This is a genomic window from Methylobacterium sp. Leaf100, assembly GCF_001422845.1.
Classification (GTDB): Bacteria; Pseudomonadota; Alphaproteobacteria; order Rhizobiales; family Beijerinckiaceae; genus Methylobacterium.
On sequence record NZ_LMMW01000001.1, the window covers coordinates 79,769 to 97,547 of the forward strand.

Annotated in this window: 14 protein-coding genes; 5 read left to right on the forward strand and 9 right to left on the reverse strand. The window is 66.8% G+C overall.

The features are described 5' to 3' along the window. Positions 1–18: 18 nt before the first annotated feature. On the reverse strand, positions 19–420 hold the full coding sequence (gene clpS, locus ASF25_RS00335) for an ATP-dependent Clp protease adapter ClpS (protein WP_056303127.1): 402 nt from the start codon (positions 418–420) through the stop codon (positions 19–21). A gap of 254 nt (positions 421–674) precedes the next feature. Then, positions 675–1,034: a phasin family protein gene (locus ASF25_RS00340; protein WP_244472848.1), complete on the reverse strand. Its 360-nt coding sequence runs from the start codon at positions 1,032–1,034 to the stop codon at positions 675–677. Between the two features lie 305 nt (positions 1,035–1,339). Between ASF25_RS00340 and ASF25_RS00345 the strand changes: the two genes are divergently transcribed. Continuing rightward, positions 1,340–2,809 carry a D-alanyl-D-alanine carboxypeptidase gene (locus tag ASF25_RS00345; protein WP_056171641.1) on the forward strand — a complete coding sequence of 490 codons (1,470 nt, stop codon included), beginning with the start codon at positions 1,340–1,342 and terminating at the stop codon, positions 2,807–2,809. Positions 2,810–2,938: 129 nt separating this feature from the next. Here ASF25_RS00345 and ASF25_RS21640 read toward each other — a convergent pair whose 3' ends face one another. The 3 genes from ASF25_RS21640 to ASF25_RS00355 all read right to left on the reverse strand — a co-directional run bounded on the left by ASF25_RS21640 (position 2,939) and on the right by ASF25_RS00355 (position 4,945). Further along, positions 2,939–3,478 (reverse strand): J domain-containing protein, encoded by a 540-nt coding sequence (locus ASF25_RS21640; RefSeq protein WP_082502415.1) that lies wholly within the window; start codon positions 3,476–3,478, stop codon positions 2,939–2,941. After that, positions 3,475–3,738: a hypothetical protein gene (locus ASF25_RS21645; RefSeq protein WP_082478727.1), complete on the reverse strand. Its 264-nt coding sequence runs from the start codon at positions 3,736–3,738 to the stop codon at positions 3,475–3,477. The genes ASF25_RS21640 and ASF25_RS21645 overlap by 4 nt, the downstream gene beginning before the upstream one ends. A gap of 70 nt (positions 3,739–3,808) precedes the next feature. Further along, positions 3,809–4,945, reverse strand: coding sequence for a trypsin-like peptidase domain-containing protein (locus tag ASF25_RS00355; protein ID WP_056266153.1), 1,137 nt, complete (start codon positions 4,943–4,945; stop codon positions 3,809–3,811). Between the two features lie 427 nt (positions 4,946–5,372). Here ASF25_RS00355 and ASF25_RS00360 point away from each other — a divergent pair, with 427 nt between their 5' ends. Further along, positions 5,373–5,588, forward strand: a complete 216-nt coding sequence (locus ASF25_RS00360) for a hypothetical protein (RefSeq protein WP_056171645.1) — start codon at positions 5,373–5,375, stop codon at positions 5,586–5,588. A gap of 271 nt (positions 5,589–5,859) precedes the next feature. Here ASF25_RS00360 and ASF25_RS23440 read toward each other — a convergent pair whose 3' ends face one another. Further along, positions 5,860–6,066: a DUF817 family protein gene (locus tag ASF25_RS23440; RefSeq protein ID WP_056302609.1), complete on the reverse strand. Its 207-nt coding sequence runs from the start codon at positions 6,064–6,066 to the stop codon at positions 5,860–5,862. Between the two features lie 459 nt (positions 6,067–6,525). Then, positions 6,526–7,392, reverse strand: a complete 867-nt coding sequence (gene galU, locus ASF25_RS00370) for a UTP--glucose-1-phosphate uridylyltransferase GalU (protein WP_056302611.1) — start codon at positions 7,390–7,392, stop codon at positions 6,526–6,528. A 255-nt stretch (positions 7,393–7,647) separates the two neighbouring features. On the opposite strand from galU, the gene galE reads away from it, so the two are divergent. The 3 genes from galE to ASF25_RS00385 all read left to right on the forward strand — a co-directional run bounded on the left by galE (position 7,648) and on the right by ASF25_RS00385 (position 11,292). Beyond that, positions 7,648–8,637 (forward strand): UDP-glucose 4-epimerase GalE, encoded by a 990-nt coding sequence (gene galE, locus ASF25_RS00375; protein ID WP_056302613.1) that lies wholly within the window; start codon positions 7,648–7,650, stop codon positions 8,635–8,637. Further along, positions 8,634–9,860, forward strand: coding sequence for a lytic murein transglycosylase (locus ASF25_RS00380; protein ID WP_200927261.1), 1,227 nt, complete (start codon positions 8,634–8,636; stop codon positions 9,858–9,860). Before galE ends, ASF25_RS00380 begins: the two co-directional genes overlap by 4 nt. An 85-nt stretch (positions 9,861–9,945) precedes the next feature. After that, positions 9,946–11,292, forward strand: coding sequence for an SGNH family hydrolase (locus tag ASF25_RS00385; RefSeq protein WP_056302615.1), 1,347 nt, complete (start codon positions 9,946–9,948; stop codon positions 11,290–11,292). An 18-nt stretch (positions 11,293–11,310) separates the two neighbouring features. Here ASF25_RS00385 and ASF25_RS00390 read toward each other — a convergent pair whose 3' ends face one another. After that, complete coding sequence (locus ASF25_RS00390) at positions 11,311–12,741, reverse strand: glutamate synthase subunit beta (protein WP_056265875.1); 1,431 nt, start codon at positions 12,739–12,741, stop codon at positions 11,311–11,313. A gap of 204 nt (positions 12,742–12,945) precedes the next feature. Next, positions 12,946–17,613, reverse strand: a complete 4,668-nt coding sequence (gene gltB / locus ASF25_RS00395; protein ID WP_244472875.1) for a glutamate synthase large subunit — start codon at positions 17,611–17,613, stop codon at positions 12,946–12,948. Positions 17,614–17,779: the final 166 nt, after the last annotated feature.

A 17,779-nucleotide genomic window follows, 5' to 3' on the forward strand; every position in this document is an offset into this window, starting at 1 on the left:
GCCTCTGTGTGGGGGTGCCTATTTCTTTTCCATAACGCACTGGAGAGGATGTTGGTGTTTGCGGGCGAAGTCCATCACCTGCGTCACCTTGGTCTCGGCGACCTCATAGGTAAATATGCCGCATTCGCCGACACCGTTCTGGTGTACGTGCATCATGATCTGGTAGGCGTCTTCCTGGGACTTGTTGAAGAACTTTTCGACGACATGCACGACGAACTCCATCGGCGTGTAATCGTCGTTGAGCAGCAGAATGCGATACAGACTCGGGCGCTTCGTCTTCGGCTTGGTTCGGGTGATGATCGCCGTGCCGGACCGGCCGTCATCGCCGTTCCCCGGATCGTCGGGATTCGAGGCCGCCCTTGGCTCGGGTCGGAGCGGCGCATCGCGTGCGTTGCGATAATCCTCGCGCCGTTGCGTCATGGCTATGCCCTGCTTCAGGACGTCGGACATCTGAATCGCATCGACCCCATGAGGCGGCGCGGCACCGTCGAGACACCCCGTCTCGCGAGCCGTGCGGGTGGTGAACACAATCTATAGGGCGATGGGCGACTTCGCCAGTCGGCTGCGCGCACTTGTCCGCCGGCCGACCCCGGCTCGGGGTCGAGGCAAGCGAAAAAAAGCCCCACGCGTCTGTGACGCGCGGGGCCGATGGAACGATGGGTCCGGGAGGACGATCAGATGGTGGCGGGCAGCTTTGCACTGGAGCTCTGGGGCTTCATCGTACCGGCGAGGCCGGAATAAAGGTCGCGCATGACTTGGGTCTGGGTCATCAGGCGCTCGTACGAGCCCTTGAGGTAGGCGGCCTGGATTTCGAAGACGGCCTGCGGGGTGCGCGCGGCGGCGAGCTTCTTCATGGTGGCACTGCCCTCTGCAAGGGACTGGCGGGCATAATCCGCCCACTCGATGCTGGCGCTTTGGTTCGCCTTGGCCACGGCCGTGAAGCCTTTGATTGCGGTGCCCAAGCCAGCCTTGTCGTCGGCGCCAGCCTTGAAGAGGGCGGAGGTCTTTTCGAACGCTTGCGTCATCATGTTCATCGTCTGGCACTGCCCTGGCGGGCATCCCCTTGGCATCGACATCGGTCTGGCGCGGACCGCCGGCTCCCCTTATTTGTGCGATGCAATATAGAACGTCAAGGGTTATGATGCATCGCAATATAACCGGCAAAATCCAGCGCACCTCATTAACCCGGCCGTAACTGCATCCACCTAGCCTGATTGACAGATGTTGCGGGGTAACGGCGGCGCAGATGCCTCCCCGCCCCGATGTTGCGGTGCAAGCCGGCCCCGTGCCGTGCCTGTCGAGGCAGTGAGTCGTGATGCGTAGCGTTCCCAACCACGCGATGGCCGACCCCGCGCGAGCCCCGCGTCCGGGCCTGAAGCGATCCCTGCCCGCGTTGCTCGCGGCGGCGGCGGTCCTGGCCACGATGGCCTCCCCCGCAGAAGCCAAGCGGCGCGCCCATCATCGTGGCGGCGGCGGCTATAGCCCGCCTTACGCGGCGATGGTCGTCGACGTGAAGACGGGCAAGACCCTGCACGCGGTCAACGAAGATTCCTTGCGTCACCCGGCGTCCATCACCAAGGTGATGACCCTCTATATGCTCTTCGAGCAACTCGAGCGCGGTCGCTACACCCTCGAATCGCCCCTCACCATCTCGTCCTTCGCCGCGTCGCAATCACCGTCGAAGCTCGGCCTGCGTCCCGGTTCGACCATTTCCGTCGAAGACGCGATCAAGGCCATCGTGACGAAATCGGCCAACGATGTGGCCTGCGCCATCGGTGAGAACATCGCCGGGTCCGAGCCGCGCTTCGCCGAGATGATGACCGCGAAGGCGAAGGCTCTGGGCATGGGCCGGACCAATTACGCCAACGCGTCGGGCCTGCCGGATTCCGATCAGATCACCACGGCCCGCGACCTTACGGTGCTCGCCCGTGCCATCCAGGATCGCTTCCCGCGCTACTACCGCTATTTCCAGACCCGCTCCTTCGCATTCCGTGGTCGCGTGATCGGCAACCACAATCGTCTCCTCGGCAATGTCCAGGGCGTCGACGGGATCAAGACCGGGTACACGCGCGATTCCGGCTTCAACCTCATGACGGCTGCCCGGCTCGACGACCGCCAGATCGTCGCCATCGTCCTCGGCGGTAAATCCGGGGCGAGCCGCGACAAGATCATGGCTGATCTCGTGCGAGCCAACCTTCCCCGCGCTTATGCGGGCAACCGCCAGACCCCGGCCACGATCGAGGTCGCCGAGCGCGCGCGCCCTGCCGTGGTGGCCGACGGCGCTTCGCGCACGCGCACGCAGATGGCATCGGCGGACGACGAGGATGTCGAGACGACCGCCTCGACGGCGCAACCCCTCGACATTTCCCCGAGCCGGGCAACCACCACTCCGGGTAGCGCCGGCGTCAAGGGACGCCTGCCGGCCAACGCCCAGGCCTACGCCCCGACGGCACCGGGTTCTCCGTTTCCGATGGGCGTGAAGAGCCCGGCGCGGCTCGCCTCCGTCGACGGTCCGCGCACGGAATCCGCGCCCAAGACCGTCTCGGGCGCCAAAGTGACCCCCACCGCCTGGGTGATCCAGCTCGGTGCCATGGACGACGAGGACAAGGCGAAATCCATGCTCGCCGAGGCGCGCAGCCGTGCCGGCGGCTCCCTGTCCCGAGCTGCGCCCTACACGGTGAAGGTCGAGCACGGCGGCGCCACCCTTTACCGCGCGCGCTTCTCGGGGTTCTCCGAGCAGGATGCGGCCCAGGATGCCTGCAACACCCTGAAGCGCAGCGGTTTCAGCTGCTTCGCCACCCGAAGCTGATCCATCCGCGGATTCGCCGATCCCGTCCGGATCGGCGCTCGACCCGAACCGTCCCTCGCGGCGGCGCGGGGCCGGCTCGTCATGCCGGCAGACACGTCCCTACGATCCCTCTGGCACGCGCGTGGAGTATCAGCGATGTCGGTTCGTCAGCCTGTCTCGGGCCGCGTTGACGCGCGCCGCCTGCTCGGCCGTCCCCCCCTGGTCGGGATGGAGCCGCTTCATGAGCGTTCGGTGAGCCGTGCGGACGTCCTCCAGGGACGCCCCGCGCTCAAGCCCCAGGACCTCATAGGCCTGCTCCTGCGTCATCGCCCCTGGGTCCGCCGGACGGCGCGACCGCGGGTCGGCGTCAGCCTCAGCGTGTTCACGCCGGCCGGCGTGCCGGCGGTCGAGATCCGCCTGTAGGGGAAGCTTGCCGCGGACCCGCCGCGACAGCGCACTCCACCGGTGGCGCAGGCCGGCGTCACCCTCGAGGAGCCAGAGACCCGCGACGACGAGGATCACCCCGAGCTCAGGCCGGCCCCGGACCAGGACCAGTCCGGCCGCAGCCAGGGCCGCGTACCCCCCGATCCGCCGCAGGAGCCGCGTCGTGGTGGCGGGCGAACGGCGCAGGGCGTTTCGGCCGAGCCACCACATCAGCAAGAGGCCGAAGCCCGCGAGCAGCAGGGTCATCGGGCGCTTCCGTACTCGGCGCCAACGCGGCCCCCGACACGCAGACGCACGCCCCCGACATCGCGAAACCCATCCCCATCGGGCGGCCTGGCCGTCGGCAGGGTCGAACAGCCCGGCCGGTCCGGCAGGCGCACGCCCTCCGGCGCATCCTGCGGACAGGGCAGCCGCGCCGCGCGCGGTCGTGCCCCCTCCCCCGCCTGTGCGCTGGAGTTCAACAGAATCAGTGTGAGGATCGCCAGAAGGCGAGGGTCTGGACGCATCGGCCGCTCTCGTGATCTTCGACCTTAGACCATTCGCGCGTCCAAAGGACATGAAGGGCGGCGTCACCTGTCAGCGTCGCGCTTCGGCGACATCCGTCGTGGTGACGCGGACGCGCCGAGGACGGCCGTCGCGCTCGACCGTGAGATCCATGGTGGCGTCGATGCCTGCGGCCGCCATGGCGGCGGTGAGGTCGGCCAGGCGATGGATCGGCCGATCCCCGGCCGCCACGATGACGTCGCCGATGGCGCCCGTCTGTGGATCGACGCCGCGCAGGCCGGCTTGCGCCGCCGGCGACCCCCGGATCACCCGTACCACCACGACCCCGTCGATTCCCAGGCGGGCGGTGACCGATTCCTGTCCGGCGATGATGCCGATACCTGGATTGCGGGTGCGCCCGTTCCGGATGAGTTCGGGCACGACGCGGTTAACCACGTCCACCGGGATGGCGAAGCCGATGCCGGCGCTGGCCCCGGACGGCGAGAAGATCGCCGTGTTGACGCCGATGAGGCGTCCGGCCGAATCGAGAAGGGGGCCGCCGGAATTGCCCGGATTGATCGCCGCATCCGTCTGAATCACGCCCGAAAGTTCACGGCCCTCGGCCGTCGGCAAGCGGCGCTGGAGTGCGCTGACGACGCCGGTGGTCAGGGTGTGGTCGAGGCCGAACGGATTGCCGATGGCATAGGTGGCTTGGCCGACCTTGAGGTCGGCGGAGGTGCCGATGGCGAGCGGCGGTGGGGGCGTGGTGCGGCCGAGTCGGAGTACGGCGAGGTCGTAGCTCGGCGCGGCCCCGACGATGCGAGCCGGCACCACCACCCCGGAGGAGAGCCGCACCGAGACGGAGCCGCCCCCCTGCGCCGCAGCGGCCACGACGTGGTTGTTGGTGACGATGTGCCCGCCCGCATCCCATACGAAGCCCGTGCCCGTTTGCGATCCGCTGCCCTCCCGCTCTCCGCCATCCTCGGACTCCGCGCCGAGGAGCGCACGCCCCTGTGCCGCGGCCTGTGCGAAGACATGGACCACGGACGGGCTCGCTTGGGCGAAAAGCGCAACGGTGGCGGTCTCCACCGATGCCAGATCCCCCCGAGCCGTGATGGCGCGTGGGGTTCGTGACGCGAACAGGAAAGCCGTCACGTAGGGCTGCGCCACGAGGAGCGCGAGCAGGACGAGCGCCGCGCCCGCCGCCATTCGCACAAACCGGTCCGCCATCACCATCCTCTTCCAAAAAATGGGAGAACCCATTTGCTGCAATGCGGCATTAACCGCTCGGTGACGCCTCTAGGGTCAACTGATGCTCAAGCGCAGGGACGATCCGGGTGCGTTCGCACACCGTTCAATTCCAAGGCGACAGCTACAGCCTACCTATAGGGCAGACCCAGAGAAGACCCGTATCCCGACAAAGCGGTATCTCCAAAGCAGCAGCGGACGCAGCGACGCTCATACCGTCGGTCTGAGCCTGCGTCGAAACGGACGCAACCTTCAGGATTGCGCCCGAAAAGATCGCAAAGCCGCCCCAGAGATGCTGCCATTGCCGATCACTTTCCGCAGCGGCCGTTCAGGTTGCCCCCCTTACAAAGGGTGAGACCGAACAGCCGGCATCGCGGGGAGCGACCCTCTCGATCAAGGAACAGGACCCATGGAAACCGAAGCCCTCGAACGTCCCGCCGATCTGACCATCTGGCGGACTGCGCCGATCCCGGCTCCTCTCGCTCAGCCCGAGCGCTACGACACCCTGCGCGAGGCCATCAAGGCCGCCGCCGGCGCCCTCACCGATCCTGCCAAGCAGCCTTGGATCATCACTGAGGAAGGCGAAATCCTTTCCCCGAACTGGATTCGGACGTACCTCAACTGAGATGATCGGCGACGCTACCGGCCTTTGCATTGGCCGGCCTTCCCCGCGAGCCGACCGCCGGACTTCCCGCGGCCGGCTCACGAGGGTGACGAGCACATAAGACGCGATCATCAGACGGTCCCACGAGCCGAACTTCCCCCAAGGGTACCACTGCCCATCCGGCGTGCTGGTCGGGATAGCGCCAGACCCGTGCGATGTAGAAGCCGATGCTGGCATAGAAGAAGCCCGTGAAGGGCGGGACGCATGAGAAGCGTGGAAAGCTGGCCTCCGGTTAGATCCAGGATCCGACCCCGGTTCTGAAGAGTTTCACGACGGTTCCGATCCCTTGATACGGGGCAATGATTTTCGCCTCCTCCCGGGTTTCCCTCCGCACTGCGAGCATCGCGATCCAGATCTTGACCACCGCCAGGGTGAGGGCATCGTAGCGGTGCAGCGAAGCGTCCGCCGGATCGAACAGGACGCTCGCGATAAGCGGCATCCAGATCGAGCCCCCGGAAGAGACAGGCCCAGGCCTGCTTCACGCCGAACCTCAAACTCGGACACGCCTGCGACGAGGGGACTTTGTGCCTGCGCCCTAGCTCCCAGCCCCGCCTCGGTAGCGGTAAAATGGGTGAGCACTGGCCGCAGCCGAGCGGCGCCGTGATCCAAATCGAACCTTGAATCGTGATCTCAGCGACATTTGCCGGTCTGGGCGGCCGCCGTATCGGACACAGGGCGCTCATCGCGCGTGGCTGGTTCACACAGAAAAAAAGGCCGCTCCGAAGAGCGGCCCGAAGTCTAGGGAGGAAACGCCCAAGAAGGGCAACGGGAGCGCGACGCCATCGCGCTCCCGCAATGCACAAACTAGTGTGCGCCGCACAAAACGCAAGAGTTTTCGGAGGATTTGCTCAGCTTTTCGCTGAGGCCGTCCATCGCTCGCGAGCGGCGCGGGTGCCGGCTACGCCTCAGCCAGCAGACGGGCGATCTCGGCCCGCAACGGACCGCCGAGCTCTTGGCGTTCCAAAGCGTAGGCGAGGTTGGCCGTGAGGAAACCGAGCTTCGAACCGGTGTCGTAGGTCCGACCTTCGTAGCGCATGCCGAAAAAGTCCTGCGACTGCGCCAGCTCGATCATCGCGTCGGTGAGTTGGATCTCGCCGCCAGCGCCCTTCCTGCCGTGGGACAGCACTTCGAAGATTTCCGGCTGAAGGATGTAGCGACCCGAGATGATGAAATTCGACGGGGCGGTGCCCTGCTTGGGCTTCTCGACCATACCGGTGATCTCGAAGGTCTGACCGAAGGTGTCGCCGACGCTGACGATGCCGTACTGGTGGGTCTCCTCGGGGGCGACCTCCTCGACGGCGATCACGTTGCCGCCGTGGCGTTCGTAGGCCGACAGCATCTGTTGCATGCAGCCGCGGCTGAGCATGTCCGGCAGGAGAACGGCGAAGGGCTCGTCGCCGACGATCTCGCGGGCGCACCATACGGCATGGCCCAGGCCGAGGGGTTCCTGCTGGCGGGTGAAGCTGGTTTGGCCAGCCGCGGGCAGATCGCGCTTCAGGTCGTCGTAGGCCGCCTGCTTTCCGCGCTCCAGGAGCATCCGGTCGAGTTCGAACGAGATGTCGAAATGGTCCTCGATCACCGCCTTGCCGCGCCCGGTGACGAAGATGAAATGCTCGATCCCGGCTTCGCGCGCCTCATCGACGACGTGTTGCACCACGGGGCGATCGACGACGGTGAGCATCTCCTTCGGCATCGCCTTGGTCGCGGGAAGGAATCGGGTCCCGAGGCCAGCGACGGGAAGAACGGCCTTGCGAATCGGTTTCATCGAGCGGGACCCGGTATCGAATGGGGTGGGACGAGCCTCGGAGGCGTCGCACGACAGCATCCCGAGACCGGTCTTACAGCGTGACCGTGAGACGGCATAACCGATGCGAAGGTTTTACGATATATCGGGTGTCCACGGTCCTGAGCAGGTTCGCATCGGCCAGCCAACGCCTCACCCGCTTAAGAGTTGGTGAACCGGAGGTTTTCGATGCAGACCCGGTGACCACTCTTGCGCAATCTGCTTGGGGATGTCGGCATGGCTGTTCTGGTGACGGGTGGGGCGGGCTATATCGGTAGCCACATGGTTCTGGCCCTGCTCGACGCAGGTCATGAGAGTGTCGTGGTGCTCGACGATCTCTCGACGGGCTTCGACTGGGCCCTGCCGCCGGAAGTGACCCTCATCACCGGTGATATCGCCGATCAGACACTGGTGGCCGGCATCATCCGCGAACATGGCATCGACGCCTTGGCGCATTTCGCCGCGCGCATCGTCGTTCCGGATTCCGTCGCCGATCCCCTGGGCTACTACCTCGCCAACACGGTCAAAACCCGCGCCCTCATCGAGACGGCCGTGCGTGAAGGCGTCCGCCACGTCATCTTCTCGTCCACGGCAGCGGTCTACGGCGAGCCCGATATCGTACCCGTGCCGGAAGATCTCACGACCGCTCCGATCAATCCCTATGGGCGTTCCAAGCTCATGAGCGAGTGGATGATCGCCGACGCCGCGAGGGCGCACGGCTTCACCTACGTGATCCTGCGCTACTTCAACGTCGCGGGTGCGGACCCGCGCGGACGCACCGGACAGTCGACCCCGAACGCGACCCATCTCATCAAGGTCGCGACGCAAGCCGCCCTCGGTCAGCGCAGCCACCTCGACGTCTACGGCACCGATTACCCGACGCCGGACGGATCGTGCCTGCGGGACTACATCCAGGTCTCGGACCTCGCCGAGGCGCACCGAGTCGCCCTCGACCACCTGCGCGGCGGCGGCGAGAGTCTGACCATGAATTGCGGCTACGGCCAGGGCTACTCCGTCCTCGACGTCATCGAGGTGGTCAAACGCGTGTCCGGCAAGGATTTCGAGGTTCGGCTGTGCCCGCGCCGTCCTGGCGACCCGGCGCGGATCATCGCCCAGGCGGACCGGATCCGGGGGTTAGGCTGGACGCCGCGCCATGCCAGCCTCGAAGGGATCGTCGGCCAGGCGCTCGCCTGGGAGGATGCCCTGACGAAGCGCAACCGCACGTGACGGGCCTTCGCCTCGCCGTCGTGCTCCTGCTCGCGGCCTGCGGTACCGCGAGGTCCGAGCCCACGAAGCCCACTTCGAAGCTGCCCGCAGCGGAGAAGCCTCCGGCGCCAACGGACCTCCGTGCCTTCATCGAAGCACTGCGCCCCGAAGCCCTCAGCCGTGGGGTCTCGCCCAGGACCTTTGCCGCGGCCTTCTCCGGCGTGACCACGGCGGACCCGGATGTCCTCGCACGCACCCGGCGCCAGGGCGAGTTCGCCCGTCCCGTCTGGGAGTATCTCGTCGGCGCGGTCTCTCCGGGCCGCATCGCACGTGGACAGGCACAGGCGGCGCGCCTCGCCCCCACCCTCGCGGCGATCGAGGCACGCTTCGGCGTACCGCGCTGGATCGTCCTGGCATTCTGGGGGGTCGAGTCCGATTTTGGCGCCAGCGCCGGCACGGTGCCGACGGTCCGGGCGCTCGCCACACTGGCTCAGGCGGGATTCCGCGGCACCCTATTCCGAGATGAACTCCTGGCGGCGCTCACGATCCTGGAACGCGGCGACATCGCGCCGTCCGGGATGAAAGGTTCCTGGGCCGGGGCGATGGGGCAAGTCCAGTTCCTGCCCTCGAGTTTCCTCGCCCATGCCGTCGATTTCGATGGCGACGGCCACCGAGACATCTGGGGCTCGCAGGCCGACGCCTTGGCCTCGATCGCGAACTACCTGAAGTCCCTCGGCTGGAATCCGGCCCTCTCCTGGGGTTATGCCGTCACCCTGCCGCCGGGCTTCGACCTGACGGCCTACCGAGCCGACCTGTCGGACTTTGCCCGGCGGGGCGTGCGCCGAACAGATAACGCGCCCCTGCCGTCCTCGGGAAACGCCAGCCTTTTCCTGCCCGGAGGCCTCGGGGGGCCGGTCTTCCTGATCACCGACAATTTCGAGGTGGTGCGGGCCTACAACACCTCCGACTCCTACGCCCTCGCCGTCGGCCACCTCGCCGACCGTCTCGCCGGGGGACCTTCCCTCGTCGCGCCATGGCCGAGCGATGCGGCCCGCCTCGACAAAGGCGGCCTCCAGGCCCTGCAGACGGGCCTGTCCGCCCGAAAGCTCTATGCCGGCGAGGCCGACGGCCGGGCCGGGCCGAAACTGCGCGAGGCGGTGCGCCGCTATCAGATCGAGCAAGGATTGCCGGCCGATGGCTACGCGACACCCGCGCTCCTCGAACACCTGAAGCACCGTCCCTGACGATGTTGCCCTTAGACCGAGGGCCCGTCCTCGGTTAGGATTAGGTCTACCGCACCGGCCCGTCCGGTTCTCGAGAAGGTTCGTCATGACGCTGCCGGCACCTCGCGCGGCTTGGTCCTCCCTCGTCGGCCTCGTCCTGCTCCTCGGTGCGGCCCCGCCCGCCGCTGCGCAATGGGGCGATTCCTACGACGCGCCTTCGCGAAGGGCGCGGGAGTATTACCGCGACGACGGCGGCTATGGCGCCCGGCAGTCGAACCGTCGTTACGCGCCGCCGCCGCAGGAAGCACCGCGCCAGTTCTATTGGCCGTGGGAGGACCGGCCCCAGCAGGCACAGCCGGCGCCGACGCCGACCATCCGCCCGACGCCGCGGCCGCGCACGCCCACCTATGCCGACGATCCTCGTGCGGTCCGGCGCAAGCCGCGCCCGGCGCCGGTCATCGCGCAGCCGAAGCCCACCGTGCCCAAGGCCGAGCCCGCCACCCGGATCGCGGTATTCGGGGATTCCCTGGCCGGCTCCCTCGGCACCGGACTCACCGATGTGTTCGAGGACAACACCGAGATCGGCATCGTCGACCGATCGCGCGCCGACAGTGGCCTGGTACGCAAGGATATCGTGGATTGGCCGAAGGCCGTCGAGGACATTCTCAAGTCCACTCCGAAGGTCGCGTATGCGCTGGTGATGGTCGGTGCGAACGACCGTCAACCGATCCGGGATGGCGACCAGACCATCGAGCCCCTGAGCGAACGTTGGCGCCAGATCTACGGGGAGCGCGTCGAAGCCCTGGTGAAGGTGTTCTCCGACCACAAGATCCCGCTGATCTGGGTCGGAGTGCCGCCGATGCGCAGCGAATCCCTCACCAAGGATCTCGCCGAAATCAACGATATCGCCCGCGAGCGCGTTGCCAAAGCGGGTCAGACCTACGTCGATATCTGGCCGGGTTTCGTCGACGACCGCAACCGCTACGCCGCCACGGGGCCGGATCTCGACGGACAGGAGGCGAAGCTGCGCGCTGGCGACGGCGTCCATTTCACCAAGGCCGGTGCGCGCAAACTCGCGCACTTCGCCGATGTCGAGTTGAAGCGGATGATGGGGACGAGCGCGACGCCGGCCGTCCCGGTCGCAACCGCTCCCGCTGTACCGGCCGAGGGTGAGGCTCCTCGCCTCGACGATGCGGCGGCCATCGACCGCCAGATCACCGCCATGCTGCCGAGTCTCCCAGAGCCACCCGGCATCCCGGCCCTGCCGGTCAAACCGGCCGCCGGGCCGGTGATTCCGCTTGGAAGGGCTGAACTCGCGCCTGGAGGAACGCTTGTCAGCGGGCGGCCCCGCGACGCCGATCCATCCGGCAACGTCGAGCGGGCACTCCTACGGGGTGCCGCACCCGTGACGCAACCGGGACGGGCAGACGACTTCCGCTGGCCGCCGGGCTGAACCGGCGACCCTGCTTTCCTATCGCGGCAGGACGCTGGCGCCCATGAGCGCCTCGTCGATGGACCGCGCGGCCTGCCGGCCCTCGCGGATCGCCCACACCACGAGAGATTGCCCACGGCGCATGTCGCCGGCGACGTAGATCTTTTCGTTCGAGGTCCGATAATCGACGGTGTCGGCAGTGACGTTGCCACGCTTGTCCATGGTCACACCGGATTCTTCCAGCAAGCCCTTACGAACGGAGCCGGCGAAGCCGATCGCCAGGAAGACGAGATCGGCCGGCAGCACGAACTCGCCGCCCGGGACGGGCTGGCGCTTCTCGTCGACGCGGGTGCAGACCACGCCGGTGAGCTTGCCCTTCTTGCCTTCGAGACGCAGGGTCGCCGCCTGGAACTCGCGCTCGGCGCCCTCGGCCTGGCTCGACGAGGTCCGCATCTTCGTCGGCCAGTACGGCCAGACCGAGAGCTTGTCCTCGCGCTCCGGCGGACGCGGGCGGATATCGAGCTGCGTCACAGACAGGGCGCCCTGGCGGAACGAGGTCCCGACGCAATCGGACGCCGTGTCGCCGCCGCCGATGACGACGACGTTCTTCGCCGTTGCGAGGATCGGCTGTTCGCCGTTGCCCGGCATCGGCTCCGCCCCGACCCGGCGGTTGGACTGGACGAGGAACGGCATGGCGTAGTGCACGCCGATCAGGTCCTGACCCGGCAGCTGCGGGTTACGCGGGTCTTCTGCGCCTCCGGCGAACAGAACCGCGTCGTGCTCGGCCGAGAGCTCGTCGAGGGGCTTCGTCACGCCGACATTCACGCCGTAGTGGAAGCGGACGCCCTCCGCCTCCATCTGCTTCACACGCCGGTCGATATGGCGCTTCTCCATCTTGAAGTCGGGGATGCCGTAGCGCAGTAGGCCACCGGCCTTCGGCTCACGCTCGAAGACATGGACCTCGTGGCCGACGCGAGCGAGCTGCTGCGCCGCGGCCATGCCGGCGGGACCGGACCCGATGACCGCAACCTTCTTGCCGGTCTTGTGGCTGGCCGGCTCGGGCTTGACCCATCCGTTGTTCCAGGCGCGATCGGCGATGGCCTGCTCGATGGTCTTGATCGCCACAGGCTGATTCTCGAGGTTCAGCGTGCAGGCCTCCTCGCAGGGCGCAGGGCAGATGCGGCCGGTGAACTCGGGAAAGTTGTTCGTGGAGTGCAGGTTGCGCGCCGCCTCCTCCCAATCCGACTGGAACACGAGCTCGTTCCAGTCCGGAATCTGGTTGTGGACCGGGCAGCCGGTATCCCCGTGGCAGAACGGAATTCCGCAATCCATGCAGCGGGCCGCCTGCTTTTTCAGGTCATGCTCGTCCAGCGGCAGCGTGAACTCACGAAAATGCCGCACGCGGTCGGCAGCGAGCTGATACTTCTGCTCCTGCCGGTCGAATTCGAGGAAACCCGTGACCTTGCCCATCGTCTGACTGTCTTTCGCGAGTCTGTCTGATCCGTCGCACGGAAAGCGGCCGGATCGGCCTGTTCCGCTTTCTTCCTCCGAACCGGCATCTTCGCCAGTTCGCTTCTCATGTCGTTCGCCCGGTCGCGCAAACCGCCACCCTCTGGGTAGGATCACCCGAGCGACGATCGTGTCGGGTTACGACACGAGTCTGCAGTGCGGAGCCTACTCGGCTGCCACAGGCATCCGCGCCATTTCCATCTCGCGCAGTGCCCGGCGGTACTCGACCGGCATCACCTTGACGAACTTGGTGCGGTAGCCGGCCCAATCATCCAAGATCTCCTTGGCACGCGGGGAGCCCGTGTACTTCAGGTGGTTGGTGATGAGTTGGCTCAGGCGCTCCTCGTCGTGGCCCGACATGTCGGCAAGGATATCGACGCGGCCCTTGGTCTCGAGATCGCCGTCCTGATGGAAGCGACGCATCAGGTCGTCCTCCTCCTCGATGGGCTCGAGATCGACCATGGACAGATTGCATCGTGCCGAGAAGGAGCCATCGGCATCGAGGACGTAGGCGATGCCGCCCGACATGCCGGCCGCGAAGTTGCGCCCGGTCTCGCCAATGGAGACGACGACGCCGCCGGTCATGTACTCGCAGCCATGGTCGCCCATGCCCTCGACCACCGCGATGGCGCCGGAATTGCGCACGGCGAAGCGCTCGCCGGCCGAGCCCCGGATATAGGCCTCGCCCGCGATGGCGCCGTACAGCACGGTGTTGCCGGCCATGATCGTGTGCGCGGACGGCGCCCGCAGAGCGTCGGACGGGCGGATGATGAGCTTGCCGCCCGACAGGCCCTTGCCGACGTAGTCGTTGGCATGGCCCGTCAGCACCACGGTGACGCCTGCGGCGAGCCAGGCACCGAAGCTCTGACCGGCGGTGCCCGACAGGTTCACCCGGATGGTGTCGTCGGGCAGGCCCTCGTGGCCGTAGCGCTTGGCCACGGCGCCGGACAGCATGGCGCCGGCGGTGCGATCCGAGTTCTTGATCACATCCTCGACCACGACAGCCTCGCCGCTGTCGAGCGCCGCCCTGGCACCGGCAATGAGGCGCCGATCCAGGACGTGGTCGATGGGGTGCTTCTGCTTCTCCGTATGCCGGATCGCCACGTGCGCCGGCACGTCCGGACGGTGGAACAGCTTCGAGAAATCGAGGCCCTTCGCCTTCCAGTGCTTGATCACCTCGAGAGTATCGAGGAAGTCCGCCCGGCCAATGAGGTCTTCGAGCTTGGTGTAGCCCATGGCCGCCATGAGCTCGCGCAACTCCTCGGCGACGAAGAAGAAGTAGTTGACCACATGCTCGGGCGTGCCCTTGAATCGCTTGCGCAGGACGGGGTCCTGCGTCGCCACACCCACCGGGCAGGTGTTCAGGTGGCACTTGCGCATCATGATGCATCCGGCGGCGATGAGCGGCGCGGTGGAAAAGCCGAACTGGTCGGCACCGAGCAGCGCCGCGACGAGGACGTCGCGACCTGTGCGGATGCCGCCATCGGCCTGAAGCACCACGCGGCCGCGCAGGTGGCTCAGCACAAGGGTCTGCTGGGTCTCGGCGAGACCCGTCTCCCACGGACCACCGGCGTGCTTGATAGAGGTGAGCGGCGCCGCGCCCGTGCCGCCATCGAATCCCGAGATGGTGATGTGGTCGGCCCGTGCCTTGGCGACACCAGTCGCCACGGTGCCGACGCCGACTTCCGACACCAGCTTGACCGAGACGTCGGCATCCGGGTTGACGTTCTTCAAGTCGAAGATGAGCTGGGCGAGATCCTCGATAGAATAGATGTCGTGGTGCGGCGGCGGCGAGATCAGGCCGACGCCCGGGGTGGCGTAGCGGACCTTGGCGATCTTGGCGTCGACCTTGTGACCGGGCAGCTGGCCGCCTTCGCCGGGCTTGGCGCCCTGCGAGACCTTGATCTGCATCATGTCGGCGTTGACGAGATATTCCGTCGTCACGCCGAAGCGGCCGGACGCCACCTGCTTGATCGCCGAGCGGCGCGAACGCCCATCGGCCATGGGCTTGAAGCGCTCGACCTCCTCGCCGCCCTCGCCCGAATTCGAGCGGCCGCCGAACGAATTCACGGCGATGGCCAAGGTTTCGTGTGCTTCCTTCGAGATGGAGCCGTAAGACATGGCGCCCGTGGCGAAGCGCTTGACGATGTCGACGGCCGGTTCGACCGCCTCGATGGCGACGGGTTCGCGGCCGAGCTCGGCCGCCTGCTTGATGCGGAACAGGCCCCGGATGGTCTTGAGATGGCTCTCCTGCTCGTTCACGAGGCGGGCGTATTCGCGGTAGCGCTCGGGAAGGCCGAGGCGCACGGCGTGCTGGAGCGTCGCCACGGAATCCGGCGTCCAAGTGTGGCTCTCGCCGCGCAGGCGGTAGGCGTACTCGCCGCCCACATCCAGCGCCGTGCGGTAGACCGGTGCATCGCCGAACGCGTCCGTGTGCCGGCGCGCCGTCTCCTCGGCGACCTCGGCCATGCCGATGCCCTCGATGGTGGTGGCGGTGCCGAAGAAGTCGCGCGCCACGAAGGCCGAGTTCAGGCCGATGGCGTCGAAGATCTGCGCACCGCAATAGGATTGGTAGGTCGAGATGCCCATCTTGGACATGACCTTGAGCAGGCCCTTATCGATGGACTTGATGTAGCGGTAGACGATCTCGTCGGGGGTGAGGTCCGGCGGGAACTCGTCCTTCATCGCGATCAGCGTCTCGAAGGCGAGGTAGGGGTTGATCGCCTCGGCGCCGTAGCCGGCGAGACACGCGAAGTGGTGCACTTCGCGTGGCTCGCCCGATTCCACCACGAGACCCACGGAGGTGCGAAGCCCCTTGCGGATGAGGTAGTTGTGTACGGCGGCCGTGGCGAGGAGCGCGGGAATCGCGATGCGATCGGGGCCGACGCCGCGATCCGACAGGATGATGATGTTGTAGCCACCGCGCACGGCGACCTCGGCCCGGTCGCACAGGCGGTCGACGGCGCCCTCCATGGCGGCCGCCCCGGTCTCGGCCGGGAAGGTCATGTCGAGGGTCTTCGTGTCGAACCGGTCCTCGAAGTGCGAGATCGAGCGAATCTTCTCGAGATCCCCGTTGGTAAGGATCGGCTGCCGGACTTCCAGGCGCTTCTTGCGGGACGCGCCTTCCATGTCGAGGAGGTTCGGGCGCGGACCGATGAACGAGACGAGGCTCATGACAGCCTCCTCGCGGATCGGGTCGATGGGCGGGTTGGTGACCTGCGCGAAGTTCTGCTTGAAGTAGGAGTAGAGCGACTTCGGCTTGTCCGAGAGGGCCGAGAGCGGCGTGTCGGTGCCCATGGAACCCACCGCCTCCTGGCCGGTCACGGCCATGGGCGCCATGAGCAGCTTGAGGTCTTCCTGGCTGTAGCCGAACGCCTGCTGGCGATCGAGCAGCGACACGTCCGAGCGCGAGGCGCGCGGGATCACGGGCTTCAGGTCCTCCAGCACGATCTGGGTGTTCTTCACCCACTCGGCATAGGGGTGGGCTGCGGCGAGCTCGCTCTTGATCTCCTCGTCGGAGACGATGCGGCCCTTCTCCAGATCGATGAGCAGCATCCGGCCCGGCTGCAAACGCCAGGACTCAACGATCTTCTCGTCGGGGATCGGCAGCACGCCCATTTCGGAGGCGAGCACCACGAGGCCGTCGTCGGTGACGAGGTAGCGCGCGGGACGCAGGCCGTTGCGGTCCAGCGTCGCGCCGATCTGGCGGCCGTCGGTGAAGCACACGGCGGCCGGACCGTCCCACGGCTCCATCAGGGCGGCGTGGTACTCGTAGAACGCCTTGCGCTCCTCGTTCATGAGCGGATTGCCCGCCCACGCCTCGGGGATGAGCATCATCATGGCGTGGGCCAGCGAGTAGCCGCCCTGCACGAGGAATTCGAGGGCATTGTCGAAGCACGCGGTGTCGGACTGGCCCTCATAGGAGATCGGCCACAGCTTCGAGATGTCGTTGCCGAACAGCTCGGAATCGACGCTGGCCTGGCGCGCAGCCATCCAGTTGACGTTGCCCCGCAGGGTGTTGATCTCGCCGTTATGCGCGACCATCCGGTAGGGGTGCGACAGGCGCCAGGTCGGGAAGGTGTTGGTGGCGAAGCGCTGATGCACGAGGGCGAGGCCCGAGACGTAACGCTCGTCCTGCAGGTCGCGATAATAGTCGCCGAGCTGGGTAACCAGCACCATGCCCTTGTAGACGATGGTCCGGGTCGACAGCGAGACGGGATAATAGACGTCGGCCCGCGGGTCCTTGAGGCCGTAGACCTTGTTCGAGATCACCTTGCGAACGGTGAAGAGGCGGCGCTCGAAAGCGTCCTCGTCCGTGATGGCGGCCGGGCGGCCGATGAAAACCTGGCGGTGGTGGGGCTCGGTCTCCTTGACCATCACCCCGAGGTCGCTCGGGTCCACGGGAACGTCGCGCCAGCCGAGCAGCGGTAGGCCCTCCTCGGCCAGGGCCTTCTCGACGATCTCCTCGATGAGCCGCCGCGCCTCGTCGTCCTTCGGCAGGAAGAACTGGCCGATGCCGTAATGGCCCGGCTCCGGCAGGGTGATACCGAGCGTGGCGCACTCGGCCGTGAAGAAGGCATGCGGAATCTGCGTGAGGATGCCACAACCGTCGCCCATCTTCGGATCGGCGCCCACGGCGCCGCGATGGTCGAGGTTCTTCAGGATTTGAAGCCCTTGTGCGACGATGGCGTGGGTCCGGCGATCGTGCATGTCGGCGACGAAGCCGACACCGCAGGCATCGCCTTCGCGAGCAGGATCGTACAACCCCTGAGCCTTGGGCAGCGCCTGATCCCGCACGACGAGCGGCGCACCGCCGTCTCGGGTGGCTGGAATGGACGCCTGAAGCGCCCCGAATTCAGCAGATGCGACCACGCTCACCATTCCTCGCCTCCGACGTGCTCGCTTGCGAGCATGTTTCGTGCCCAAGCGCCAAACGGCTCCCGGGTGCATCCTCTCGACGACGTCGGCTCTCAGCGGATCTGTTTGTCAGCGGGACTTC